Genomic DNA, 18,079 nt, shown 5'->3' with positions numbered 1-18,079 from the left:
ATGGTGGTGGGGGAAGGATTCGAACCTTCGAAGTCGATGACGGCAGATTTACAGTCTGCTCCCTTTGGCCGCTCGGGAACCCCACCACAGGGTAATGCTTGGTACTGGCCTGCTTCCTTCTCGGGAAGCGGGGCGCATCATACCAAATGATGCGCCCCTGTAAAGCATTCGTTTGACAAAAATAAACTGGTTGCCTGATTTTTACGCGTAACGCCGTAAAGCTAACCAATTCATTTCTCAGTCGATTAAAGAATAATCGTCCGGTTACCGTAAACGAAGACGCGCTGCGCCAGTACCTGATACAGCGCCCGGCTCAAGACGTTTTTTTCGACATCGCGGCCAGCGCGCATCATATCTTCTGCAGTATAGGTATGATCGACATGAATCACGTCCTGCATGATGATTGGGCCTTCATCCAAATTGTCATTCACATAGTGGGCGGTGGCGCCAATGATCTTTACGCCGCGCTCATAGGCCTGATGATAAGGACGGGCGCCGATAAACGCCGGCAAAAATGAATGGTGAATATTGATGATTTTGTTCGGGAAGCGGGCGACAAACTCCGGGGTGAGGACGCGCATATACTTGGCCAGTACCACGTAATCCGGCTCATGTGCCGCAATGGCATCCCCCATCTGCTTGTCGTGTTCTTCGCGGCTTAACCCTTCGTGACTGACCAGCTCAAACGGAATACCAAAACGCTCCACCAGCGGGCGCAGCGTGTCATGGTTGCCGATAACCGCGGCGATATCGACATCCAGTCCGCCGTAGTTGGCTTTCATCAGCAGATCGCCGAGGCAGTGCGCCTCTTTGGTCACCAGAATGACCACCCGGCGACGGCCTGCCGGATTCAGTTCGCGGATGGAACCTTCCGGTAGGGCGCTATCCAGATCGGCCAGCAGAATAGCGTCGTTAAAAATGCCCTCCAGTTCGGTGCGCATAAAGAAACGACCGGTACGGTGGTCAACAAATTCATTGTTCTGCACAATGTTAAGTTCGTGTTTGTAGCAGATATTGGTGATACGCGCGATGAGGCCTTTCTGATCAGGGCAAATAGTGCGTAGTACTTTACGTTGTAATGAATGCATCGCGAGGAAAATCCTGTAGTGTTTGCAAGCGCTACGGCAGCGTTACTGGCCGCAGCATTTTTTAAATTTTTTACCTGAGCCGCAAGGGCAGGGGTCATTACGACCAATCAGCGGTCGTGTCCCGTCGATATAGTACCACTGTCCATTTTCTTTTAAGAATCTGGAACGTTCAATAATGGCGCCCGGACGGTTATTGTCATTAAAGCGGGCGACAAAGCTGACAAAGCCTTCATTTGGGACTCGCCCTTCATCACTGGCGAACAGGGTTAAACCCAGCCACTCGGTCTGGCTGAACCCCTTCTCCAGCTCGGCGCGAAACGTCTGCGCCTGACAGGACGGATGCCATGTTTTGATCAGATAGTCGGCATCTTTCATGACGAACGCGCTATAGCGGGAGCGCATAAGCTGTGACGGGCCTGGCGCAAGCTCTGCGCCGGACAGATATCGCTGGCAACATGAGCTATACTCCAGTGCGCTGCCACAGGGGCATAATTGCGACAAAACTGCCTCCATGGAAGAAAGAATTACGGCGCTTCAACGCCAAAGGTGTTTATGTTAACTGAGCCGTGACAATGTTGCCACGCTCAGAGTGGAAGGATAGTTATCAGTAATAATGAGAAAGCTTAAAATTGGTCTGGCGTTAGGGGCGGGAGCTGCCCGAGGATGGTCGCACATTGGCGTCATCAACGCCCTCCGTCGGGCTGGTATCGAGATTGATATCGTCGCGGGGTGTTCTATCGGTTCGCTGGTAGGGGCGGCGTATGCCTGCAACCGGCTCCCGGCGCTCGAGTCATGGATCTGCTCATTCAGCAACTGGGATGTCCTGAAGCTGATGGACCTCTCCTGGCGACGTGGGGGCCTGCTGCGCGGTGAAAAGGTATTCAATCATTACCGTCGTATTATGCCGGTGACCGATATCGAACGCTGCGAGCGTCGGTTTGCTGCCGTCGCGACCAATTTAAGTACCGGCCGGGAACTGTGGTTTACTGAAGGCGATCTGCATTTAGCCGTTCGAGCCTCCTGCAGCATGCCTGGACTGATGGCGCCGGTGAGGCATAATGGTTACTGGCTGGTCGATGGCGCAGTGGTCAACCCGGTTCCCGTGTCGCTGACGCGGGCAATGGGGGCCGATATCGTGATTGCCGTTGACCTGCAACATGATGCCCATCTCATGCAGCAAGATTTATTTTCCCTCGAAACGCCGCGGCCGGAAGCTGAAGAGAAGGAGGGCCCATGGCACACTCGTCTGCGCGCGCGATTGACGCAAATGAGCTCCCGTCGTACGGCCGTGACGCCGACGGCGATGGAGATCATGACCACGTCTATCCAGGTTCTGGAGAACCGTCTTAAACGCAACCGTATGGCGGGTGACCCGCCGGATATCCTGCTGCAGCCATACTGTCCGCAAGTGTCGACGCTCGACTTCCATCGCGCAGCAGAGGCGATTGCCGCGGGCCAATTGGCCGTGGAAAAGAAAATGGATGAACTATTACCCTTAGTGCGTACAGCGGTTTGACGTACAAGTACCTGACTTAAGTAAAATCTGACAGGCGATAGTGAGAATAGCGTGCCACTATTGAATTATCGTCAGCCAGGGGAGATATCATGACGCAGCCATTGGCGGGAAAACAGATTCTGATAGTTGAAGACGAACCCGTTTTCCGCTCACTCTTGCATGGATGGCTGGCCTCGCTGGGAGCAACGACCTGGCTGGCGGAAGATGGCATGGATGCCCTGCATAAAATGACCGAGGTACGTCCGGACCTGATGATTTGCGACATTTCAATGCCGAGAATGAACGGTCTGGAACTGGTCGAGACGCTGCGTAACCGCGGCGAGCAGCTACCGATTCTGATGATTTCCGCCACCGAAAACATGGCGGATATTGCCAAAGCGTTACGGCTGGGCGTCCAGGATGTGCTGTTAAAACCGGTGAAAGATTTCGATCGCCTGCGTGAGACCGTTTATGCCTGCCTGTATCCCGCGATGTTTAGTTCACGTGTGGAAGAGGAAGAGCGTTTATTTGAGGACTGGGACGCGCTGGTCAGTAATCCGACCGCCGCATCGAGACTGCTGCAGGAGCTACAGCCTCCGGTGCAACAGGAAATGTCACATTGCCGCATTCATTATCGACAGCTGGTATCGGCGGATAAGCCGGGGCTGGTGCTCGATATTGCGCCGCTCTCGGAAAATGATTTGGCTTTCTATTGTCTGGATGTCACACGAGCAGGGGATAATGGCGTGCTGGCGGCTTTATTACTGCGCGCGCTATTCAATAGCCTGTTGCAAGAGCAACTGGCGCATCAGGGGCAACGGCTACCTGAAATGGGGAGTCTGTTAAAACAGGTCAATCAGTTACTCCGCCAGGCGAATCTTCCCGGTCAGTTCCCTTTGCTGGTGGGTTATTACCACAGTGGACTGAAAAATTTAATTCTGGTGTCCGCAGGGCTCAATGGCACGTTGAATACCGGTGAGCATCAAATTCAGATAAGTAATGGCGTTCCTTTAGGGACGCTGGGCGATGCCTATCTTAACCAAATTAGCCAGCGCTGCGCCTCATGGCAGTGCCAAATTTGGGGGGCCGGGGGGCGTTTACGCTTAATGTTGTCTGCGGAATGAGCAATTGCGTTTATATCTAAGCAGACGGCATTACCTGCAGCCCTATACTGGTGGTACCATCGAGCAGTTTTATGCGTAAAAGTCCTAATTCGAGGCTATCGGAACCTTTTCAGACCAGTGAATACGCGGTTGACTGATATACTCGACACGTTATTTGTAACGAGAAGTTTAAAAAACAAACAGTCCAGGAGATTTCAATGGCTGCCCTTAATTCTAAAGTCAGAAAAGCGGTTATCCCGGTAGCGGGATTAGGCACCAGGATGCTGCCTGCCACCAAAGCAATTCCAAAAGAAATGCTGCCGCTGGTAGATAAGCCGTTAATTCAGTACGTTGTTAATGAATGTATCGCTGCAGGAATTACTGAAATTGTTCTGGTAACGCACTCATCGAAAAACTCTATCGAAAACCATTTCGATACCAGTTTTGAGCTGGAAGCGATGCTGGAAAAACGTGTAAAACGCCAGCTTCTGGAAGAAGTGCAGTCTATTTGCCCGCCGCACGTGACCATTATGCAAGTTCGTCAGGGCCTGGCGAAAGGCCTTGGTCACGCCGTGCTGTGCGCACATCCGGTAGTGGGTGATGAGCCGGTAGCGGTTATTCTGCCAGACGTTATTCTGGATGAATTTGAGTCCGATCTGAGCCGTGATAACCTTGCGGAGATGATCTCTCGTTTTGATGAGACTGGCGCCAGCCAGATTATGGTTGAGCCTGTCGAGGATGTGACCGCGTATGGCGTGGTCGATTGCAAAGGCGAATCCCTGAAGCCGGGCGAAAGTGTGCCGATGGTGGGCGTGGTCGAGAAGCCAAAAGCTGACGTTGCGCCGTCCAACCTGGCGGTAGTGGGGCGCTATGTCCTCAGCGCAGATATTTGGCCGCTGCTTGCGAAGACCCCTCCGGGCGCCGGTGATGAAATTCAGCTGACTGACGCGATTGATATGCTGATCGAGAAAGAAACGGTTGAAGCTTATCATATGAAGGGCAAGAGCCATGACTGCGGCAATAAGCTTGGCTACATGCAGGCGTTTGTCGAATATGGTATTCGCCACAAGACGCTTGGTGACGATTTTAAAGCCTGGCTGGAAACCGCGGTGACGAAGTAATCCGCAGCGCGATTAAAAGCCAGAAACCGGGAGCGCGTCAGCGACTCCCGGTTTTGTTTATCGAGCCTGAGGGCAAAAAAAATCCCGCCGGAGCGGGATTTTTAATATTGCGACAACGGAGATTAGATCAGGAAATCGTCCAGTGATTTACCTTGTTCGTCCATTGCTTTTTTGATCACCGCAGGAGTACGGCCCTGGCCAGTCCAGGTTTTGGTTTCGCCGTTTTCGTCTACATAGCTATATTTAGCCGGACGTGCAGCACGCTTAGTTTTGGTACCGGCTTTAACGGCAGCCATAGTGCTCAGCAGTTCATTCGGGTCAATACCGTCAGCAATCAGCATTTCACGGTATTGCTGCAGCTTACGCGTACGCTCTTCAATTTCTGCTGCGGCGGCGTTTTCTTCTTCACGGCGCTCGTTAACAACGACTTCTAATTTTTCCAGCATTTCTTCGAGCGTTTCAAGGGTGCATTCTCTTGCCTGCGCACGAAGAGTACGGATGTTGTTCAAAATTTTAAGTGCTTCGCTCATTGTAGTAATCTCAAACTTATATTGTGGGGTGGTTTGTTGAACTAATAATAGAGCGATAAAATGCGTTGTGCAATAGGGGAGAATGTAAGGAATTCAAAATTACTGGTTATTTGTCGCGGGAATTAATTAATTTAAGTTAAAATTCTCGTGCCGCTTCACATCTTTGCTCCTTATAGCCATGAGTAGGGGGCCAGCTAAAACACTGAGACCATATGCTTTTTCTGAGGTTCAGTGAGAAAAATTATCCTTTGCATGGGTAAATAACCCTCGTCAGTATTAGCGCATTTTTGGTTACGCGCCTTAATATAAAACAACCCGCAAGCCCGCTTATAGTGCATGGATACTGGTCCTATAAGCACGAAAAGACAATGGTTACCTCACCGATAGCGTAACGGGGCGTACAAATAATGGCCCTGTAAATTCAATTCATCCACGTCACCCTTTCCGTTTCCATGCCCTTCAGCGCTGCGACAATACCCCTGCGGAAAGGGCGGCTGTACGCCTAAAATATGGTACAATCGCCGCCGCGATAAAACACTTTGATTGGGGTCACGCAGCCGATGGCACAACTTTATTTCTACTACTCTGCAATGAATGCAGGTAAGTCGACCGCTCTGTTGCAATCTTCGTACAATTACCAGGAGCGGGGGATGCGTACCATCGTTTATACCGCTGAGATAGATGACCGCTTCGGTGCTGGAAAAGTCAGCTCGCGTATCGGCCTCTCCTCGCCGGCCCGGTTGTATAATCCGCAGACGTCGCTATTTAACGATATTGCGGCAGAGCACAAGCTTAAGCCGATTCACTGCGTGCTGGTGGATGAAAGCCAGTTTCTGACGCGCGAACAGGTTCATGAGCTGTCCGAAGTTGTCGATACACTGGATATTCCGGTGCTGTGCTATGGACTGCGGACGGATTTTCGCGGCGAGCTCTTTACCGGTAGCCAGTATTTGCTGGCATGGTCCGACAAGCTGGTGGAGCTGAAAACCATTTGCTTCTGCGGCCGTAAGGCGAGCATGGTGCTACGTCTCGATCAAGAGGGGCGACCTTATAATGAAGGCGAGCAGGTTGTCATCGGCGGCAATGAGCGGTATGTGTCCGTCTGTCGTAAGCATTATAAAGAGGCGCTGAGCGTGGGTTCTTTAACCCAGGTACAAAACCAGCGTTATTCCTGCTGAGTCGCTCAGAAGCTCATACAGGCGCCTGTAGGCGCCTTTTTTATACTCTGGAAGGCTGGAGCTCGGGATTGGCTGACAAGCAGGTATAAAAAAGCCCCGTCAGGTGACGGGGCTTGCAGTGTGTTTACCGTTGTTGATTAAGCGGATTTCTTCGCTTTTTTCTCAGCTTTCACCGGAGCAGCGTCGGTTTTCGCAGCAGTTTCGCCTTCGACGAACTCGCGGCCGTAGTAGGTATCCAGCAGAATCTGTTTCAGTTCGGAGATCAGCGGGTAGCGCGGGTTAGCGCCGGTGCACTGGTCATCGAATGCATCTTCAGACAGCTTATCAACGTTAGCCAGGAAGTCAGCTTCCTGAACGCCAGCTTCGCGGATAGATTTCGGAATTCCCAGCTCAGCTTTGATGCTTTCCAGCCATGCCAGCAGTTTCTCGATCTTCGCTGCGGTGCGGTCGCCCGGTGCAGAGAGACCCAGGTGATCGGCGATTTCAGCGTAGCGACGACGAGCCTGCGGACGGTCGTACTGGCTGAACGCAGTCTGCTTGGTCGGGTTGTCATTCGCGTTGTAGCGAATAACGTTGCAGATCAGCAGGGCGTTGGCCAGACCGTGCGGAATATGGAACTGAGAGCCCAGTTTGTGCGCCATGGAGTGACACACGCCGAGGAAGGCGTTCGCAAACGCGATACCGGCGATAGTCGCAGCACTGTGTACGCGCTCACGGGCAACCGGGTTCTTGGAACCTTCGTGGTAGGAAGCCGGCAGGTACTCTTTCAGCAGTTTCAACGCCTGCAGAGCCTGGCCGTCAGAGAACTCAGAAGCCAGCACGGAAACGTAAGCTTCCAGGGCGTGAGTCACCGCATCCAGACCACCGAACGCACACAGCGACTTCGGCATATCCATCACCAGGTTGGCATCGACGATGGCCATATCTGGGGTCAGCGCGTAGTCTGCCAGCGGATATTTCTGACCGGTTGCGTCATCGGTCACTACGGCGAACGGCGTCACTTCAGAACCGGTACCGGAGGTGGTGGTGATGGCGACCATCTTGGCTTTGACGCCCATTTTCGGGAACTTGTAGATACGTTTACGGATATCCATAAAGCGCAGCGCCAGTTCTTCGAAGTGGGTTTCCGGATGTTCGTACATGACCCACATGATTTTCGCCGCATCCATCGGGGAACCGCCGCCCAGCGCGATGATGACGTCTGGTTTGAAGGAGTTCGCCAGATCGGCACCTTTACGTACGATGGTCAGGGTCGGGTCAGCTTCAACTTCGAAGAAGACTTCGGTTTCAACGCCCGCTGCTTTCAGTACGGAAGTGATCTGATCGGCATAGCCGTTGTTGAACAGGAAGCGGTCAGTCACGATCAGCGCGCGTTTGTGACCATCAGTAATCACTTCATCCAGTGCGATTGGCAGGGAGCCACGACGGAAGTAGATAGATTTCGGAAGTTTGTGCCACAACATGTTTTCAGCTCGCTTAGCAACGGTTTTCTTGTTGATCAGGTGTTTCGGACCAACGTTTTCAGAGATGGAGTTACCACCCCAGGAACCACAACCCAGAGTCAGGGAAGGCGCGAGTTTGAAGTTGTACAGGTCACCGATACCACCCTGAGAAGCCGGGGTGTTGATCAGGATACGTGCGGTTTTCATCATCTGGCCGAAGTAAGCCACGCGAGCCGGCTGGTTGTCCTGGTCGGTGTACAGGCAAGAGGTGTGACCGATACCGCCCATGGCAACCAGTTTTTCTGCTTTGGTGACCGCGTCTTCGAAATCTTTCGCACGATACATCGCCAGCGTCGGAGACAGTTTTTCGTGAGCAAACGGTTCACTTTCGTCAACGTTGGTCACTTCGCCAATCAGGATCTTAGTCGTAGCCGGAACGGTGAAGCCTGCGAGTTCCGCGATTTTTGCCGCTGGCTGACCAACGATAGCAGCGTTCAGCGCGCCATTTTTCAGGATGATGTCCTGAACCGCTTTCAGCTCTTTACCCTGCAGCAGATAGCCGCCGTGGCTGGCGAAACGTTCGCGAACCGCGTCATACACTGAATCAACGACGACAACAGACTGCTCAGAAGCACAGATAACGCCGTTATCGAAGGTTTTAGACATCAGAACGGAAGCAACAGCACGTTTGATATCAGCCGTTTCATCAATGACCACCGGGGTGTTACCGGCACCAACGCCGATAGCTGGTTTACCGGAGCTGTACGCCGCTTTCACCATACCTGGACCACCGGTCGCAAGGATCAGGTTGATGTCCGGGTGATGCATCAGCGCGTTAGACAGTTCTACGGACGGCTGATCGATCCAGCCGATCAGGTCTTTCGGCGCGCCAGCCGCGATGGCAGCCTGCAGTACGATATCAGCCGCTTTGTTGGTGGCTTCTTTTGCACGCGGGTGCGGAGAGAAAATGATGGCGTTACGTGTCTTCAGGCTGATGAGCGATTTGAAGATGGCTGTTGAAGTCGGGTTAGTGGTCGGTACGATACCGCAGATGATGCCGATCGGTTCAGCGATAGTGATGGTACCAAAGGTGTCGTCTTCTGACAGGACGCCACAGGTTTTTTCATCTTTATATGCGTTGTAAATGTATTCGGAAGCGAAGTGGTTTTTGATCACTTTGTCTTCAACGATGCCCATGCCGGATTCGGCAACGGCCATTTTAGCGAGAGGGATTCGAGCATCTGCAGCGGCCAGAGCGGCAGCGCGGAAGATTTTATCGACTTGTTCTTGAGTGAAACTGGCATATTCACGCTGGGCTTTCTTGACACGCTCAACAAGCGCGTTCAGTTCAGCGATATTAGTAACAGCCATAATGCTCTCCTGATAATGTTAAACTTTTTTAGTAAATCAGTCGCTCGATTCGACATTATAGACAGGCTGTTAACAGCTTGCATGTAAATGTTTATGTAGAAAAATCAGGACACTGTTTTACCGATTTACTAAAAAAGCTCTATTACTTTAACTTTCAGGTCATGCTGCCTTCCACTCTGTTGGTGTCATCAAGATTACTCACTTCTGAGTACAAAATACGTGATTTAGATCAAGTATTGGCGTGGCTGATACCTTTCAGCTGGCTGCTTTTTAACCGATTCGATCAAGTGTAATGGAAGGGTTTTGAAATTAAAAAAACGATTAGCATTAAAGCTACAAATAACTAACATTCGATACATATCACCGGGTTATGCATATTTATAATGAATATTGCATGCAAAAAGCGTATGTTTCGCGCAGTTATTTTATGCTGTTAATAGTCAACCGCCAATTTTGATGATGCTGCGGAGCCCATTGTGACTCAACCACTGTTCGATTTTGCTACCTATTTCAAGTTTTTCATTGGCTTATTTGCCCTGGTCAACCCGGTCGGCATCATTCCGGTGTTTATCAGTATGACCAGCTACCAACCGGCAGCGGTGCGCAACAAGACCAACCTGACCGCAAACCTGTCGGTGGCGATCATCCTCCTGACGTCGTTGTTTCTCGGCGATGGCATTCTGCAGATTTTTGGCATCTCGATTGATTCCTTCCGCATTGCCGGCGGCATCCTGGTGGTGACCATTGCGATGTCGATGATCAGCGGCAAGCTCGGCGAAGATAAGCAGAACAAGCAGGAGAAATCGGAGACGGCGGTCCGGGAGAGCATCGGCGTCGTGCCTCTCGCGCTCCCCTTAATGGCCGGACCGGGGGCAATCAGTTCAACTATTGTCTGGGGCACCCGATATCATTCCTGGGTGCACCTGGTCGGGTTCTCACTGGCGATAGCGGTATTCGCTCTTTGCTGCTGGGGCATTTTCCGAATGGCGCCGTGGCTGGTTCGTCTGCTGGGACAGACGGGAATCAACGTCATCACCCGTATCATGGGGTTGCTGCTGATGGCCCTGGGGATCGAGTTTATCGTAACCGGTATTAAAGCGCTGTTCCCCGGACTGCTTAATTAGAGGAACACCATGCAAGCGTGGAGGCTTCACTTCGCGCTTGCGCGATTATTAGCAAAACCTATTAACCAGCGCGAGATCGGCTGTTGAGATAACGTTTTGCGATAATATCTTTAAATCCATATTTTTCATTAAGATATCTGTTTTTGTTCATTGTTTTCCCCTCACGCTCTTCCTGCCTGCGATGTTATTTTCTTCACATCATTCTCTGGCACTTGCTGTCGGATCATCGAAATGATATTAGTAATTTTAACAAGGCAGTAGATGAATGTGCTAAAAAGTAACCTGTTGTTAAATTTTTGTACAAAAAAGCATCTTTTAGCCGATACTCGATTCTCAACGCGATTAAAAAATCATATCACTATGATTAACAATGATATTTTTTTGTCGGTAGTCCGCGAAGATCTTGAGCATCGCGGGCAATATCGGCGATAAAAGAGAATCCGGTAACATATTTGCAAATTGCATTGGCGGAGGTGTTTACCTTTTGGTAATTTCCGCCGTTATCGTCTGCTGAATTATATGCGTAAATGAGAATCATTATTAATAATCTCACTGCGCCGGAACTGCCCTCCAGCGAGGGGGCAAAGAATCGACGTTAAGGCTGCCGTTCGAGCGGTCGTAATAAATAAGTCGGTGATAGCAATCTGCCAATCGCAAACGCTCCTGCGTTGGACAGATCCCCGCAAACGGGAAAAAAACAGGCTGGTTAAAAAACCAGTAATTATAATGACTGGAGTTACAACACAATGACCATCATCACTAAAAAACGTTTGATCGCCGCGGGAGTGCTATCCGCACTGCTTGCCGGCAATATGGCTATGGCAGCGGATGTCCCAGCCGGTGTGCAGTTGTCGGATAAGCAAACGCTGGTGCGAAATAGCGGCGCTGAGCCGCAATCACTGGACCCGAATAAAATTGAAGGGGTACCCGAGGCCAATATTAGCCGCGACCTCTTCGAAGGCTTGCTGAATACTTCGCCGAAAGATGGCCACCCGATCCCTGGCGTAGCAGAGAGCTGGGATAATAAAGATTTTAAAGTCTGGACCTTCCATCTGCGTAAAGATGCGAAATGGTCTAACGGCGAGCCGGTTACTGCTCAGGACTTCGTCTACAGCTGGCAGCGTCTGGTGGATCCGAAAACCGCTTCTCCTTATGCCAGCTATCCGCAATATGGTCATATCGTTAACGTCGACGACATCATTGATGGCAAGAAAGCGCCGAGCGAACTAGGCGTAAAAGCCATTGACGACCACACGCTGGAAGTAACCCTCAGCGAGCCAGTCCCTTATTTTTATAAGCTGCTGGTTAACCCGGCGATGTCTCCTGTCTACAAACCGGCTATTGAAAAATTTGGCGAGAAATGGACACAGCCTGGCAATATCGTCACCAACGGGGCGTATACTCTGAAAGACTGGGTGGTCAACGAACGTATCGTGATGGAGCGCAACCCGCACTACTGGGATAATGCAAAAACCGTCATTAACACCGTTACCTGGCTGCCGACCTCTTCCGAAGTGACCTATGTTAACCGCTATCGCAGCGGTGAACTGGACATGACCTATAACCAGCTGCCGATCGAACTCTTCCAGAAGCTGAAAAAAGAGATCCCCAACGAGCTGCACGTTGACCCGTATCTGTGTACCTATTATTACGAAATCAACAACCAGAAAGCGCCGTTTACCGACGTACGCGTCCGTACCGCGCTGAAGCTGGGTCTGGATCGCGACATTATTGCTAATAAAGTGAAAGGACAGGGCGATCTGCCGGCCTACGGCTACACGCCGCCGTACACCGATGGCGCGAAGCTGAGCGAGCCGGAATGGTTTACGTGGTCGCAGGAAAAACGCAACGAAGAAGCGAAAAAACTGCTGGCCGAAGCCGGCTATACCGCGGATAAACCGTTGACCTTTAACCTGCTGTATAACACCTCCGATTTGCACAAGAAGCTGGCGATTGCCGCCGCCTCGCTGTGGCGTAAAAACCTGGGCATTGACGTGAAGCTGGTTAACCAGGAGTGGAAAACGTTCCTCGATACCCGTCACCAGGGCACCTATGACGTGGCACGCGCAGGCTGGTGCGCCGACTATAACGAGCCAACTTCCTTCCTGAATACCATGCTCTCTGACAGCTCAATGAACACTGCGCACTATAAGAGCCCGGCGTTCGACAAGATTATGGCTGAATCCGTAAAAGCGTCTGATGAAGCGCAGCGTACGGCAGCCTATGCGAAAGCGGAACAGCAGCTGGACAAAGACAGCGCGATCGTACCGGTCTATTACTACGTCAACGCCCGCCTGGTGAAACCGTGGGTTGGGGGCTATACCGGTAAAGACCCGATGGATAACGTCTATACCAAAGATCTCTACGTTATCAAACATTAATGGCAATACGTGGGGCGGGCCTGTGCTCGCTCCATCGTGTCTTATTTGAGAGCAGTGCAAAGGCACACGCCAGAAGGTACGGGCAATGTTAAAATTTATCTTACGTCGCTGTCTGGAAGCGATTCCGACGCTATTTATTCTTATTACCATCTCATTCTTCATGATGCGTCTGGCACCGGGAAGTCCTTTTACCGGGGAGCGCACCCTGCCGCCGGAAGTCATGGCGAATATTGAAGCAAAATACCATTTAAACGACCCTATCATGACGCAGTACTTCAATTATCTGAAGCAACTGGCGCATGGCGATTTTGGTCCCTCCTTTAAATACAAAGATTATTCGGTCAACGATCTGGTGGCCGCCAGCTTCCCGGTTTCTGCGAAACTGGGCTTCGCCGCCTTTTTACTCGCGGTGGTGATCGGCGTAGCCGCCGGGGTGATAGCCGCTCTGAAGCAAAACACCCGATGGGACTACGCGGTGATGGGGGTAGCCATGACCGGCGTGGTTATTCCGAGCTTTGTGGTGGCGCCGCTGCTGGTGATGATTTTTGCCATTACCCTGCACTGGCTGCCGGGCGGCGGCTGGAACGGCGGAGCGCTGAAATTTATGATCCTGCCGATGGTGGCGCTTTCCCTGGCCTATATCGCCAGTATCGCCCGTATCACCCGCGGCTCGATGATAGAAGTGTTGCACTCTAACTTTATCCGCACCGCGCGGGCAAAAGGGCTGCCGATGCGCCGCATTATTTTGCGCCATGCGCTGAAGCCGGCGCTGCTGCCGGTGCTCTCCTATATGGGGCCAGCTTTCGTGGGCATCATCACCGGCTCAATGGTCATTGAAACCATTTACGGCCTGCCGGGGATCGGCCAGCTGTTCGTTAACGGGGCGCTTAACCGCGACTACTCGCTGGTGCTGAGCCTGACGATCCTCGTTGGCGCCCTGACTATCCTGTTCAACGCCATCGTTGACGTGCTGTACGCCGTTATCGATCCGAAGATTCGCTACTGAAGCCGGAGTTCGCCATGATGTTAAGTAAGAAAAATAGCGAGGCGCTGGAAAACTTCAGTGAGAAGCTGGAAGTGGAGGGGCGTAGCCTCTGGCAGGATGCGCGTCGCCGCTTTATGCACAACCGCGCCGCGGTGACCAGCCTGATCATGCTGGTGCTTATTGCGCTGTTTGTCACCTTTGCGCCGATGGTGTCGTCGTTCTCCTACTTCGATACCGACTGGGGCATGATGTCCAATGCCCCGGATATGGCTTCAGGCCACTACTTCGGAACCGACTCCTCCGGGCGCGACCTGCTGGTGCGCGTGGCGATCGGCGGGCGCATTTCGCTGATGGTCGGGGTGGCGGCGGCGCTGGTGGCGGTGATCCTCGGCACGCTGTACGGTTCGCTTTCCGGTTATCTTGGTGGCAAAGTGGATTCGGTGATGATGCGTCTGCTGGAGATCCTCAACTCCTTCCCGTTTATGTTCTTCGTCATCCTGCTGGTGACCTTTTTTGGTCAGAATATCCTGCTGATCTTTGTTGCCATCGGCATGGTTTCCTGGCTGGATATGGCGCGTATCGTGCGCGGACAGACCTTGAGCCTGAAGCGTAAAGAGTTTATCGAAGCCGCGCAGGTCGGTGGGGTCTCCACGGCCAGCATCGTGCTGCGCCATATCGTCCCCAACGTACTGGGGGTGGTGGTAGTGTACGCCTCGCTGCTGGTCCCCAGCATGATCCTCTTCGAATCCTTCCTCAGCTTCCTCGGGCTGGGAACCCAGGAGCCGCTCAGCAGTTGGGGAGCATTGCTCAGCGATGGCGCCAACTCAATGGAAGTCTCGCCCTGGCTGCTGCTGTTCCCGGCGGGTTTCCTGGTGGTGACCCTGTTCTGTTTCAACTTTATCGGCGATGGTCTGCGTGATGCCCTCGACCCGAAAGACCGCTAAGGAGCGCTGCCATGACCATGATTGAAACGGCAAAGGCGCCGCAAGCGCAGAGTCACAGCGGCCTGCTGCTGGACGTGAAAGATCTCCGCGTCACCTTTAAAACGCCGGATGGCGATGTCACTGCCGTCAATGACCTGAACTTCACCCTGCAGGCGGGCGAGACGCTCGGCATTGTGGGCGAATCTGGCTCCGGTAAATCGCAAACCGCCTTCGCTCTGATGGGGCTGCTGGCGGCCAACGGCCGCATCGGAGGATCCGCCACCTTTAACGGTCGGCAGATCCTCAATTTGCCCGAGCGTGAACTGAACAAACTGCGCGCCGAGCAAATCTCGATGATTTTCCAGGATCCGATGACCTCTCTTAACCCGTATATGCGGGTGGGCGAGCAGTTAATGGAAGTCCTGATGTTGCATAAAGGACTGAGCAAAGCCGAAGCGTTTGAAGAGTCGGTGAAGATGCTCGATGCGGTAAAAATGCCGGAAGCGCGCAAGCGCATGAAGATGTTTCCGCACGAGTTTTCAGGCGGGATGCGCCAGCGCGTGATGATTGCCATGGCGCTGCTGTGTCGGCCGCGGCTGCTGATTGCGGATGAACCCACCACCGCGCTGGACGTCACCGTGCAGGCGCAGATCATGACGCTGTTGAATGAGCTTAAACGCGAATTCAATACGGCAATCATCATGATCACCCACGACCTCGGGGTGGTGGCCGGGATCTGCGATAAAGTGCTGGTGATGTACGCCGGGCGCACCATGGAGTACGGTCAGGCGCGCGATGTCTTCTATCAACCGTCACATCCATACTCTATTGGCCTGTTGAATGCAGTTCCTCGTCTGGATGCCGAGGGCGATGCGTTGTTAACCATCCCTGGCAACCCGCCAAACCTGCTGCGATTGCCGAAAGGCTGTCCATTCCAGCCGCGCTGCCCGCACGCCATGGAGCAGTGTAGCAGCGCACCGCCGCTGGAGTCGTTCGCGCCAGGCCGCCTGCGCGCCTGCTTTAAACCGGTGGGGGATCTGCTATGAACGCCGTAACTGAACAACGAAAAGTCCTGCTTGAAATTGCCGACCTGAAGGTGCACTTCGATATCAAAGATGGCAAGCAGTGGTTCTGGCAGCCGTCGAAAACGCTGAAAGCAGTGGATGGCGTGACGTTGCGCCTCTATGAGGGGGAAACCCTCGGTGTGGTAGGGGAGTCAGGCTGCGGCAAATCGACCTTCGCCCGCGCCATTATTGGCCTGGTGAAAGCGACCGATGGCAAAGTGGCCTGGCTTGGGAAAGATCTGCTGGGTATGAAGCAGGAAGAGTGGCGCGATGTGCGCAGCGATATCCAGATGATCTTCCAGGATCCGCTGGCCTCGCTGAATCCGCGCATGACCATCGGGGAGATTATCGCTGAACCGCTGCGCACCTATCATCCGAAGATGTCGCGTCAGGAAGTTCGCGATCGCGTCAAAGCGATGATGATGAAGGTCGGGTTGCTGCCTAACCTGATCAACCGCTATCCGCATGAGTTCTCCGGCGGTCAGTGCCAGCGTATCGGCATCGCGCGGGCGTTGATCCTTGAGCCGAAGCTGATTATCTGCGATGAGCCAGTATCTGCGCTTGACGTGTCGATTCAGGCTCAGGTGGTCAATCTGCTGCAGCAGCTGCAGCGTGAGATGGGGCTGTCGCTGATATTTATCGCCCACGATCTGGCGGTGGTTAAACATATCTCCGACCGCGTCCTGGTGATGTATCTGGGCCATGCGGTGGAGCTGGGCACCTACGACGAGGTGTATCATAATCCGCTGCATCCCTATACCAAAGCGCTGATGTCGGCGGTACCGATCCCCGATCCTGATCTCGAGAAAGCGAAAACTATTCAGTTGCTGGAGGGCGAATTACCCTCGCCAATTAACCCTCCGTCGGGCTGCGTGTTCCGCACCCGCTGCCCGCTCGCCGGGCCAGAGTGTGCGAAAACCCGCCCCGTACTGGAGGGCAGTTTCCGCCATGCGGTTTCCTGCCTTAAGGTAGACCCGTTATAATCTCAGGGGCTGACGCAGGTCAGCCCTTTTTTTTTGCGAGGTTAACGAAGTGGGTATGCTTTCTGCCGCTCGTCTGCGGCTTTATCATTTACTTTTCGATCAGAACCGACGTTCCGGCCGCCGCTTCGAAGGGCTGTGCGGACTTTTCGCCTTGCTCAGCGTGCTGGTGATTTTTATCGAGTCGGGGCTGGGCACGCAATATCATCTGACATTAGATGAATGGCATGTTTTCGTCTGGCTGGAGCTGCTGGTGACCGCGGTTTTTACCGTGGAGTACCTGCTGCGTATCGCCACCTGGCCCAATCCGCTCCACTATATTTTTAGCTTTTGGGGACTGATTGACCTGGCGACGATTTTGCCGCTGTATGTGATGTGGCTGTGGCCGGAGATTAGCCTGAATTATGTCTTTGCCTGGCGAGCAATGCGAGCGATCCGCGCGCTGCGTATTCTCAAACTGTTGCGCTTTATGCCTTCGCTCAACGTGTTCTGGCGAGCAATCGTCAGTGCGCGTCACCAGCTGATTCTGTTCTATTCGTTTATCGCCATTGTGATGGTGATTTTCGGTTCGCTAATGTATTTGATCGAGGGGCCGGAGTACGGCTTTACGACGCTCAACGCCTCGGTCTATTGGGCCATCGTGACCATCACCACCGTTGGCTATGGCGATATCACCCCGCATACCCCACTGGGCCGCATTCTGGCGTCGATCCTCATCCTGATCGGCTACTCCATTATTGCGATACCGACCGGGCTTATCACTACCCATATGACCAGCGCCCTGAACCGTCGGCGTCAGCGTCGCCTGTGTCCGCAGTGCCAGCAGGGCGACCATGACAATAACGCCCGTTTTTGTCACGCCTGCGGCCATGCGTTGCCGAAATAAGCTGCCAGCATAAAAAAAGCCTGCCGGGTGAACCGCGGCAGGCTTTTCACTGGATAGTGAGCGTTATTCACGCCACAAAATATGACACAGCTTATGATCTTTTTCGCGGCACAGCAGAACACGGGCGAAAATGTCATTAATTTCCCCGCCATCGGTATCCGCCAGGCCAATCACCACTTCGGCGAAGAAATCCGGATTCAGATCGTAATCCACATGCTCTTCCCAGTCTGCGGACGGGTCGAACAGTTCGGCGCCCCCGCGCTCTTCAAACTGCAGGTTAAACAGAATGATGTCCGCCGGGTCGAGGTTGTCGGCCGCCAGCTCGAGGAAGATATCGTAAGCCTGCTCAAGCGTTTCGTCTTCGGTCAGGCGGTTGTTTAAATCCATATCCATGATTGCTACTCATTC

The 18,079-nt window shown here is 53.0% G+C and carries 17 protein-coding genes and 1 tRNA gene; 12 read left to right on the top strand and 6 right to left on the bottom strand.

Annotation, left to right across the window (positions count from 1 at the left end; all coding sequences use genetic code 11):
- Nucleotide 1: 1 nt before the first annotated feature.
- The 3 genes from A1WC_RS10310 to A1WC_RS0125205 all read right to left on the bottom strand — a co-directional run bounded on the left by A1WC_RS10310 (nt 2) and on the right by A1WC_RS0125205 (nt 1,589).
- A tRNA-Tyr gene (locus tag A1WC_RS10310) sits at nt 2-86 on the bottom strand.
- Nucleotides 87-245: 159 nt separating this feature from the next.
- On the bottom strand, nt 246-1,088 hold the full coding sequence (gene purU / locus A1WC_RS10315; RefSeq protein ID WP_004203178.1) for a formyltetrahydrofolate deformylase: 843 nt from the start codon (nt 1,086-1,088) through the stop codon (nt 246-248).
- A 42-nt stretch (nt 1,089-1,130) separates the two neighbouring features.
- Complete coding sequence (locus tag A1WC_RS0125205) at nt 1,131-1,589, bottom strand: YchJ family protein (protein WP_008804406.1); 459 nt, start codon at nt 1,587-1,589, stop codon at nt 1,131-1,133.
- A 112-nt stretch (nt 1,590-1,701) separates the two neighbouring features.
- Here A1WC_RS0125205 and rssA point away from each other — a divergent pair, with 112 nt between their 5' ends.
- The 3 genes from rssA to galU all read left to right on the top strand — a co-directional run bounded on the left by rssA (nt 1,702) and on the right by galU (nt 4,807).
- Nucleotides 1,702-2,604 carry a patatin-like phospholipase RssA gene (gene rssA / locus A1WC_RS10320; protein WP_012541356.1) on the top strand — a complete coding sequence of 301 codons (903 nt, stop codon included), beginning with the start codon at nt 1,702-1,704 and terminating at the stop codon, nt 2,602-2,604.
- Nucleotides 2,605-2,693: 89 nt separating this feature from the next.
- On the top strand, nt 2,694-3,707 hold the full coding sequence (rssB, locus tag A1WC_RS10325; protein WP_008804408.1) for a two-component system response regulator RssB: 1,014 nt from the start codon (nt 2,694-2,696) through the stop codon (nt 3,705-3,707).
- Between the two features lie 197 nt (nt 3,708-3,904).
- Complete coding sequence (galU, locus tag A1WC_RS10330; protein ID WP_008804409.1) at nt 3,905-4,807, top strand: UTP--glucose-1-phosphate uridylyltransferase GalU; 903 nt, start codon at nt 3,905-3,907, stop codon at nt 4,805-4,807.
- A 122-nt stretch (nt 4,808-4,929) separates the two neighbouring features.
- On the opposite strand, the gene hns is transcribed toward galU, so the two are convergent.
- The gene (gene hns / locus A1WC_RS10335) at nt 4,930-5,337 is read right to left on the bottom strand and encodes a histone-like nucleoid-structuring protein H-NS (protein WP_002910103.1); all 408 of its coding nucleotides are present in this window, start codon (nt 5,335-5,337) and stop codon (nt 4,930-4,932) included.
- A gap of 560 nt (nt 5,338-5,897) precedes the next feature.
- Between hns and tdk the strand changes: the two genes are divergently transcribed.
- Complete coding sequence (gene tdk, locus A1WC_RS10340) at nt 5,898-6,515, top strand: thymidine kinase (protein WP_008804410.1); 618 nt, start codon at nt 5,898-5,900, stop codon at nt 6,513-6,515.
- A gap of 137 nt (nt 6,516-6,652) precedes the next feature.
- Here the strand turns inward: tdk and adhE are convergent, their stop codons facing one another.
- Nucleotides 6,653-9,328 (bottom strand): bifunctional acetaldehyde-CoA/alcohol dehydrogenase, encoded by a 2,676-nt coding sequence (adhE, locus tag A1WC_RS10345; RefSeq protein ID WP_008804411.1) that lies wholly within the window; start codon nt 9,326-9,328, stop codon nt 6,653-6,655.
- A 77-nt stretch (nt 9,329-9,405) separates the two neighbouring features.
- On the opposite strand from adhE, the gene A1WC_RS26375 reads away from it, so the two are divergent.
- The 8 genes from A1WC_RS26375 to A1WC_RS10380 all read left to right on the top strand — a co-directional run bounded on the left by A1WC_RS26375 (nt 9,406) and on the right by A1WC_RS10380 (nt 17,671).
- Complete coding sequence (locus A1WC_RS26375; RefSeq protein WP_012541357.1) at nt 9,406-9,621, top strand: hypothetical protein; 216 nt, start codon at nt 9,406-9,408, stop codon at nt 9,619-9,621.
- 183 nt (nt 9,622-9,804) lie between these two features.
- A complete protein-coding gene (locus A1WC_RS10350; protein WP_008804412.1) occupies nt 9,805-10,452 on the top strand; it encodes a YchE family NAAT transporter in 648 nt (215 codons plus the stop codon).
- A gap of 746 nt (nt 10,453-11,198) precedes the next feature.
- A complete protein-coding gene (oppA, locus tag A1WC_RS10355) occupies nt 11,199-12,833 on the top strand; it encodes an oligopeptide ABC transporter substrate-binding protein OppA (RefSeq protein ID WP_008804413.1) in 1,635 nt (544 codons plus the stop codon).
- An 85-nt stretch (nt 12,834-12,918) separates the two neighbouring features.
- Nucleotides 12,919-13,839 (top strand): oligopeptide ABC transporter permease OppB, encoded by a 921-nt coding sequence (oppB, locus tag A1WC_RS10360; RefSeq protein ID WP_002910089.1) that lies wholly within the window; start codon nt 12,919-12,921, stop codon nt 13,837-13,839.
- 14 nt (nt 13,840-13,853) lie between these two features.
- The gene (oppC, locus tag A1WC_RS10365; RefSeq protein WP_004145396.1) at nt 13,854-14,762 is read left to right on the top strand and encodes an oligopeptide ABC transporter permease OppC; all 909 of its coding nucleotides are present in this window, start codon (nt 13,854-13,856) and stop codon (nt 14,760-14,762) included.
- Nucleotides 14,763-14,773: 11 nt separating this feature from the next.
- Nucleotides 14,774-15,787 carry an ABC transporter ATP-binding protein gene (locus A1WC_RS10370; RefSeq protein ID WP_004151853.1) on the top strand — a complete coding sequence of 338 codons (1,014 nt, stop codon included), beginning with the start codon at nt 14,774-14,776 and terminating at the stop codon, nt 15,785-15,787.
- A complete protein-coding gene (oppF, locus tag A1WC_RS10375; RefSeq protein ID WP_008804414.1) occupies nt 15,784-16,788 on the top strand; it encodes a murein tripeptide/oligopeptide ABC transporter ATP-binding protein OppF in 1,005 nt (334 codons plus the stop codon). Before A1WC_RS10370 ends, oppF begins: the two co-directional genes overlap by 4 nt.
- A 55-nt stretch (nt 16,789-16,843) precedes the next feature.
- A complete protein-coding gene (locus tag A1WC_RS10380) occupies nt 16,844-17,671 on the top strand; it encodes an ion transporter (RefSeq protein ID WP_032691205.1) in 828 nt (275 codons plus the stop codon).
- Nucleotides 17,672-17,734: 63 nt separating this feature from the next.
- On the opposite strand, the gene A1WC_RS10385 is transcribed toward A1WC_RS10380, so the two are convergent.
- Nucleotides 17,735-18,064, bottom strand: a complete 330-nt coding sequence (locus A1WC_RS10385; protein WP_002910079.1) for an HI1450 family dsDNA-mimic protein — start codon at nt 18,062-18,064, stop codon at nt 17,735-17,737.
- Between the last annotated feature and the right edge of the window lie 15 nt (nt 18,065-18,079).

Origin of the sequence: Klebsiella sp. KTE92 (assembly GCF_000398905.1) — a bacterium.
Classification (GTDB): Bacteria; Pseudomonadota; Gammaproteobacteria; order Enterobacterales; family Enterobacteriaceae; genus Klebsiella; species Klebsiella variicola.
This window is presented reverse-complemented; position numbering and strand designations above follow the sequence as displayed.

Bases quoted from the DNA above. Each gene is read 5' to 3' on its own strand.
- oppB (WP_002910089.1), top strand. From the start codon at position 12,919: ATGTTAAAATTTATCTTACGTCGCTGTCTGGAAGCGATTCCGACGCTA.
- A1WC_RS10385 (WP_002910079.1), bottom strand. From the start codon at position 18,064: ATGGATATGGATTTAAACAACCGCCTGACCGAAGACGAAACGCTTGAG.
- A1WC_RS10370 (WP_004151853.1), top strand. From the start codon at position 14,774: ATGACCATGATTGAAACGGCAAAGGCGCCGCAAGCGCAGAGTCACAGC.
- oppA (WP_008804413.1), top strand. From the start codon at position 11,199: ATGACCATCATCACTAAAAAACGTTTGATCGCCGCGGGAGTGCTATCC.
- rssB (WP_008804408.1), top strand. From the start codon at position 2,694: ATGACGCAGCCATTGGCGGGAAAACAGATTCTGATAGTTGAAGACGAA.
- A1WC_RS10380 (WP_032691205.1), top strand. From the start codon at position 16,844: ATGCTTTCTGCCGCTCGTCTGCGGCTTTATCATTTACTTTTCGATCAG.
- purU (WP_004203178.1), bottom strand. From the start codon at position 1,088: ATGCATTCATTACAACGTAAAGTACTACGCACTATTTGCCCTGATCAG.
- oppF (WP_008804414.1), top strand. From the start codon at position 15,784: ATGAACGCCGTAACTGAACAACGAAAAGTCCTGCTTGAAATTGCCGAC.
- rssA (WP_012541356.1), top strand. From the start codon at position 1,702: ATGAGAAAGCTTAAAATTGGTCTGGCGTTAGGGGCGGGAGCTGCCCGA.
- hns (WP_002910103.1), bottom strand. From the start codon at position 5,337: ATGAGCGAAGCACTTAAAATTTTGAACAACATCCGTACTCTTCGTGCG.
- galU (WP_008804409.1), top strand. From the start codon at position 3,905: ATGGCTGCCCTTAATTCTAAAGTCAGAAAAGCGGTTATCCCGGTAGCG.
- oppC (WP_004145396.1), top strand. From the start codon at position 13,854: ATGATGTTAAGTAAGAAAAATAGCGAGGCGCTGGAAAACTTCAGTGAG.
- tdk (WP_008804410.1), top strand. From the start codon at position 5,898: ATGGCACAACTTTATTTCTACTACTCTGCAATGAATGCAGGTAAGTCG.
- adhE (WP_008804411.1), bottom strand. From the start codon at position 9,328: ATGGCTGTTACTAATATCGCTGAACTGAACGCGCTTGTTGAGCGTGTC.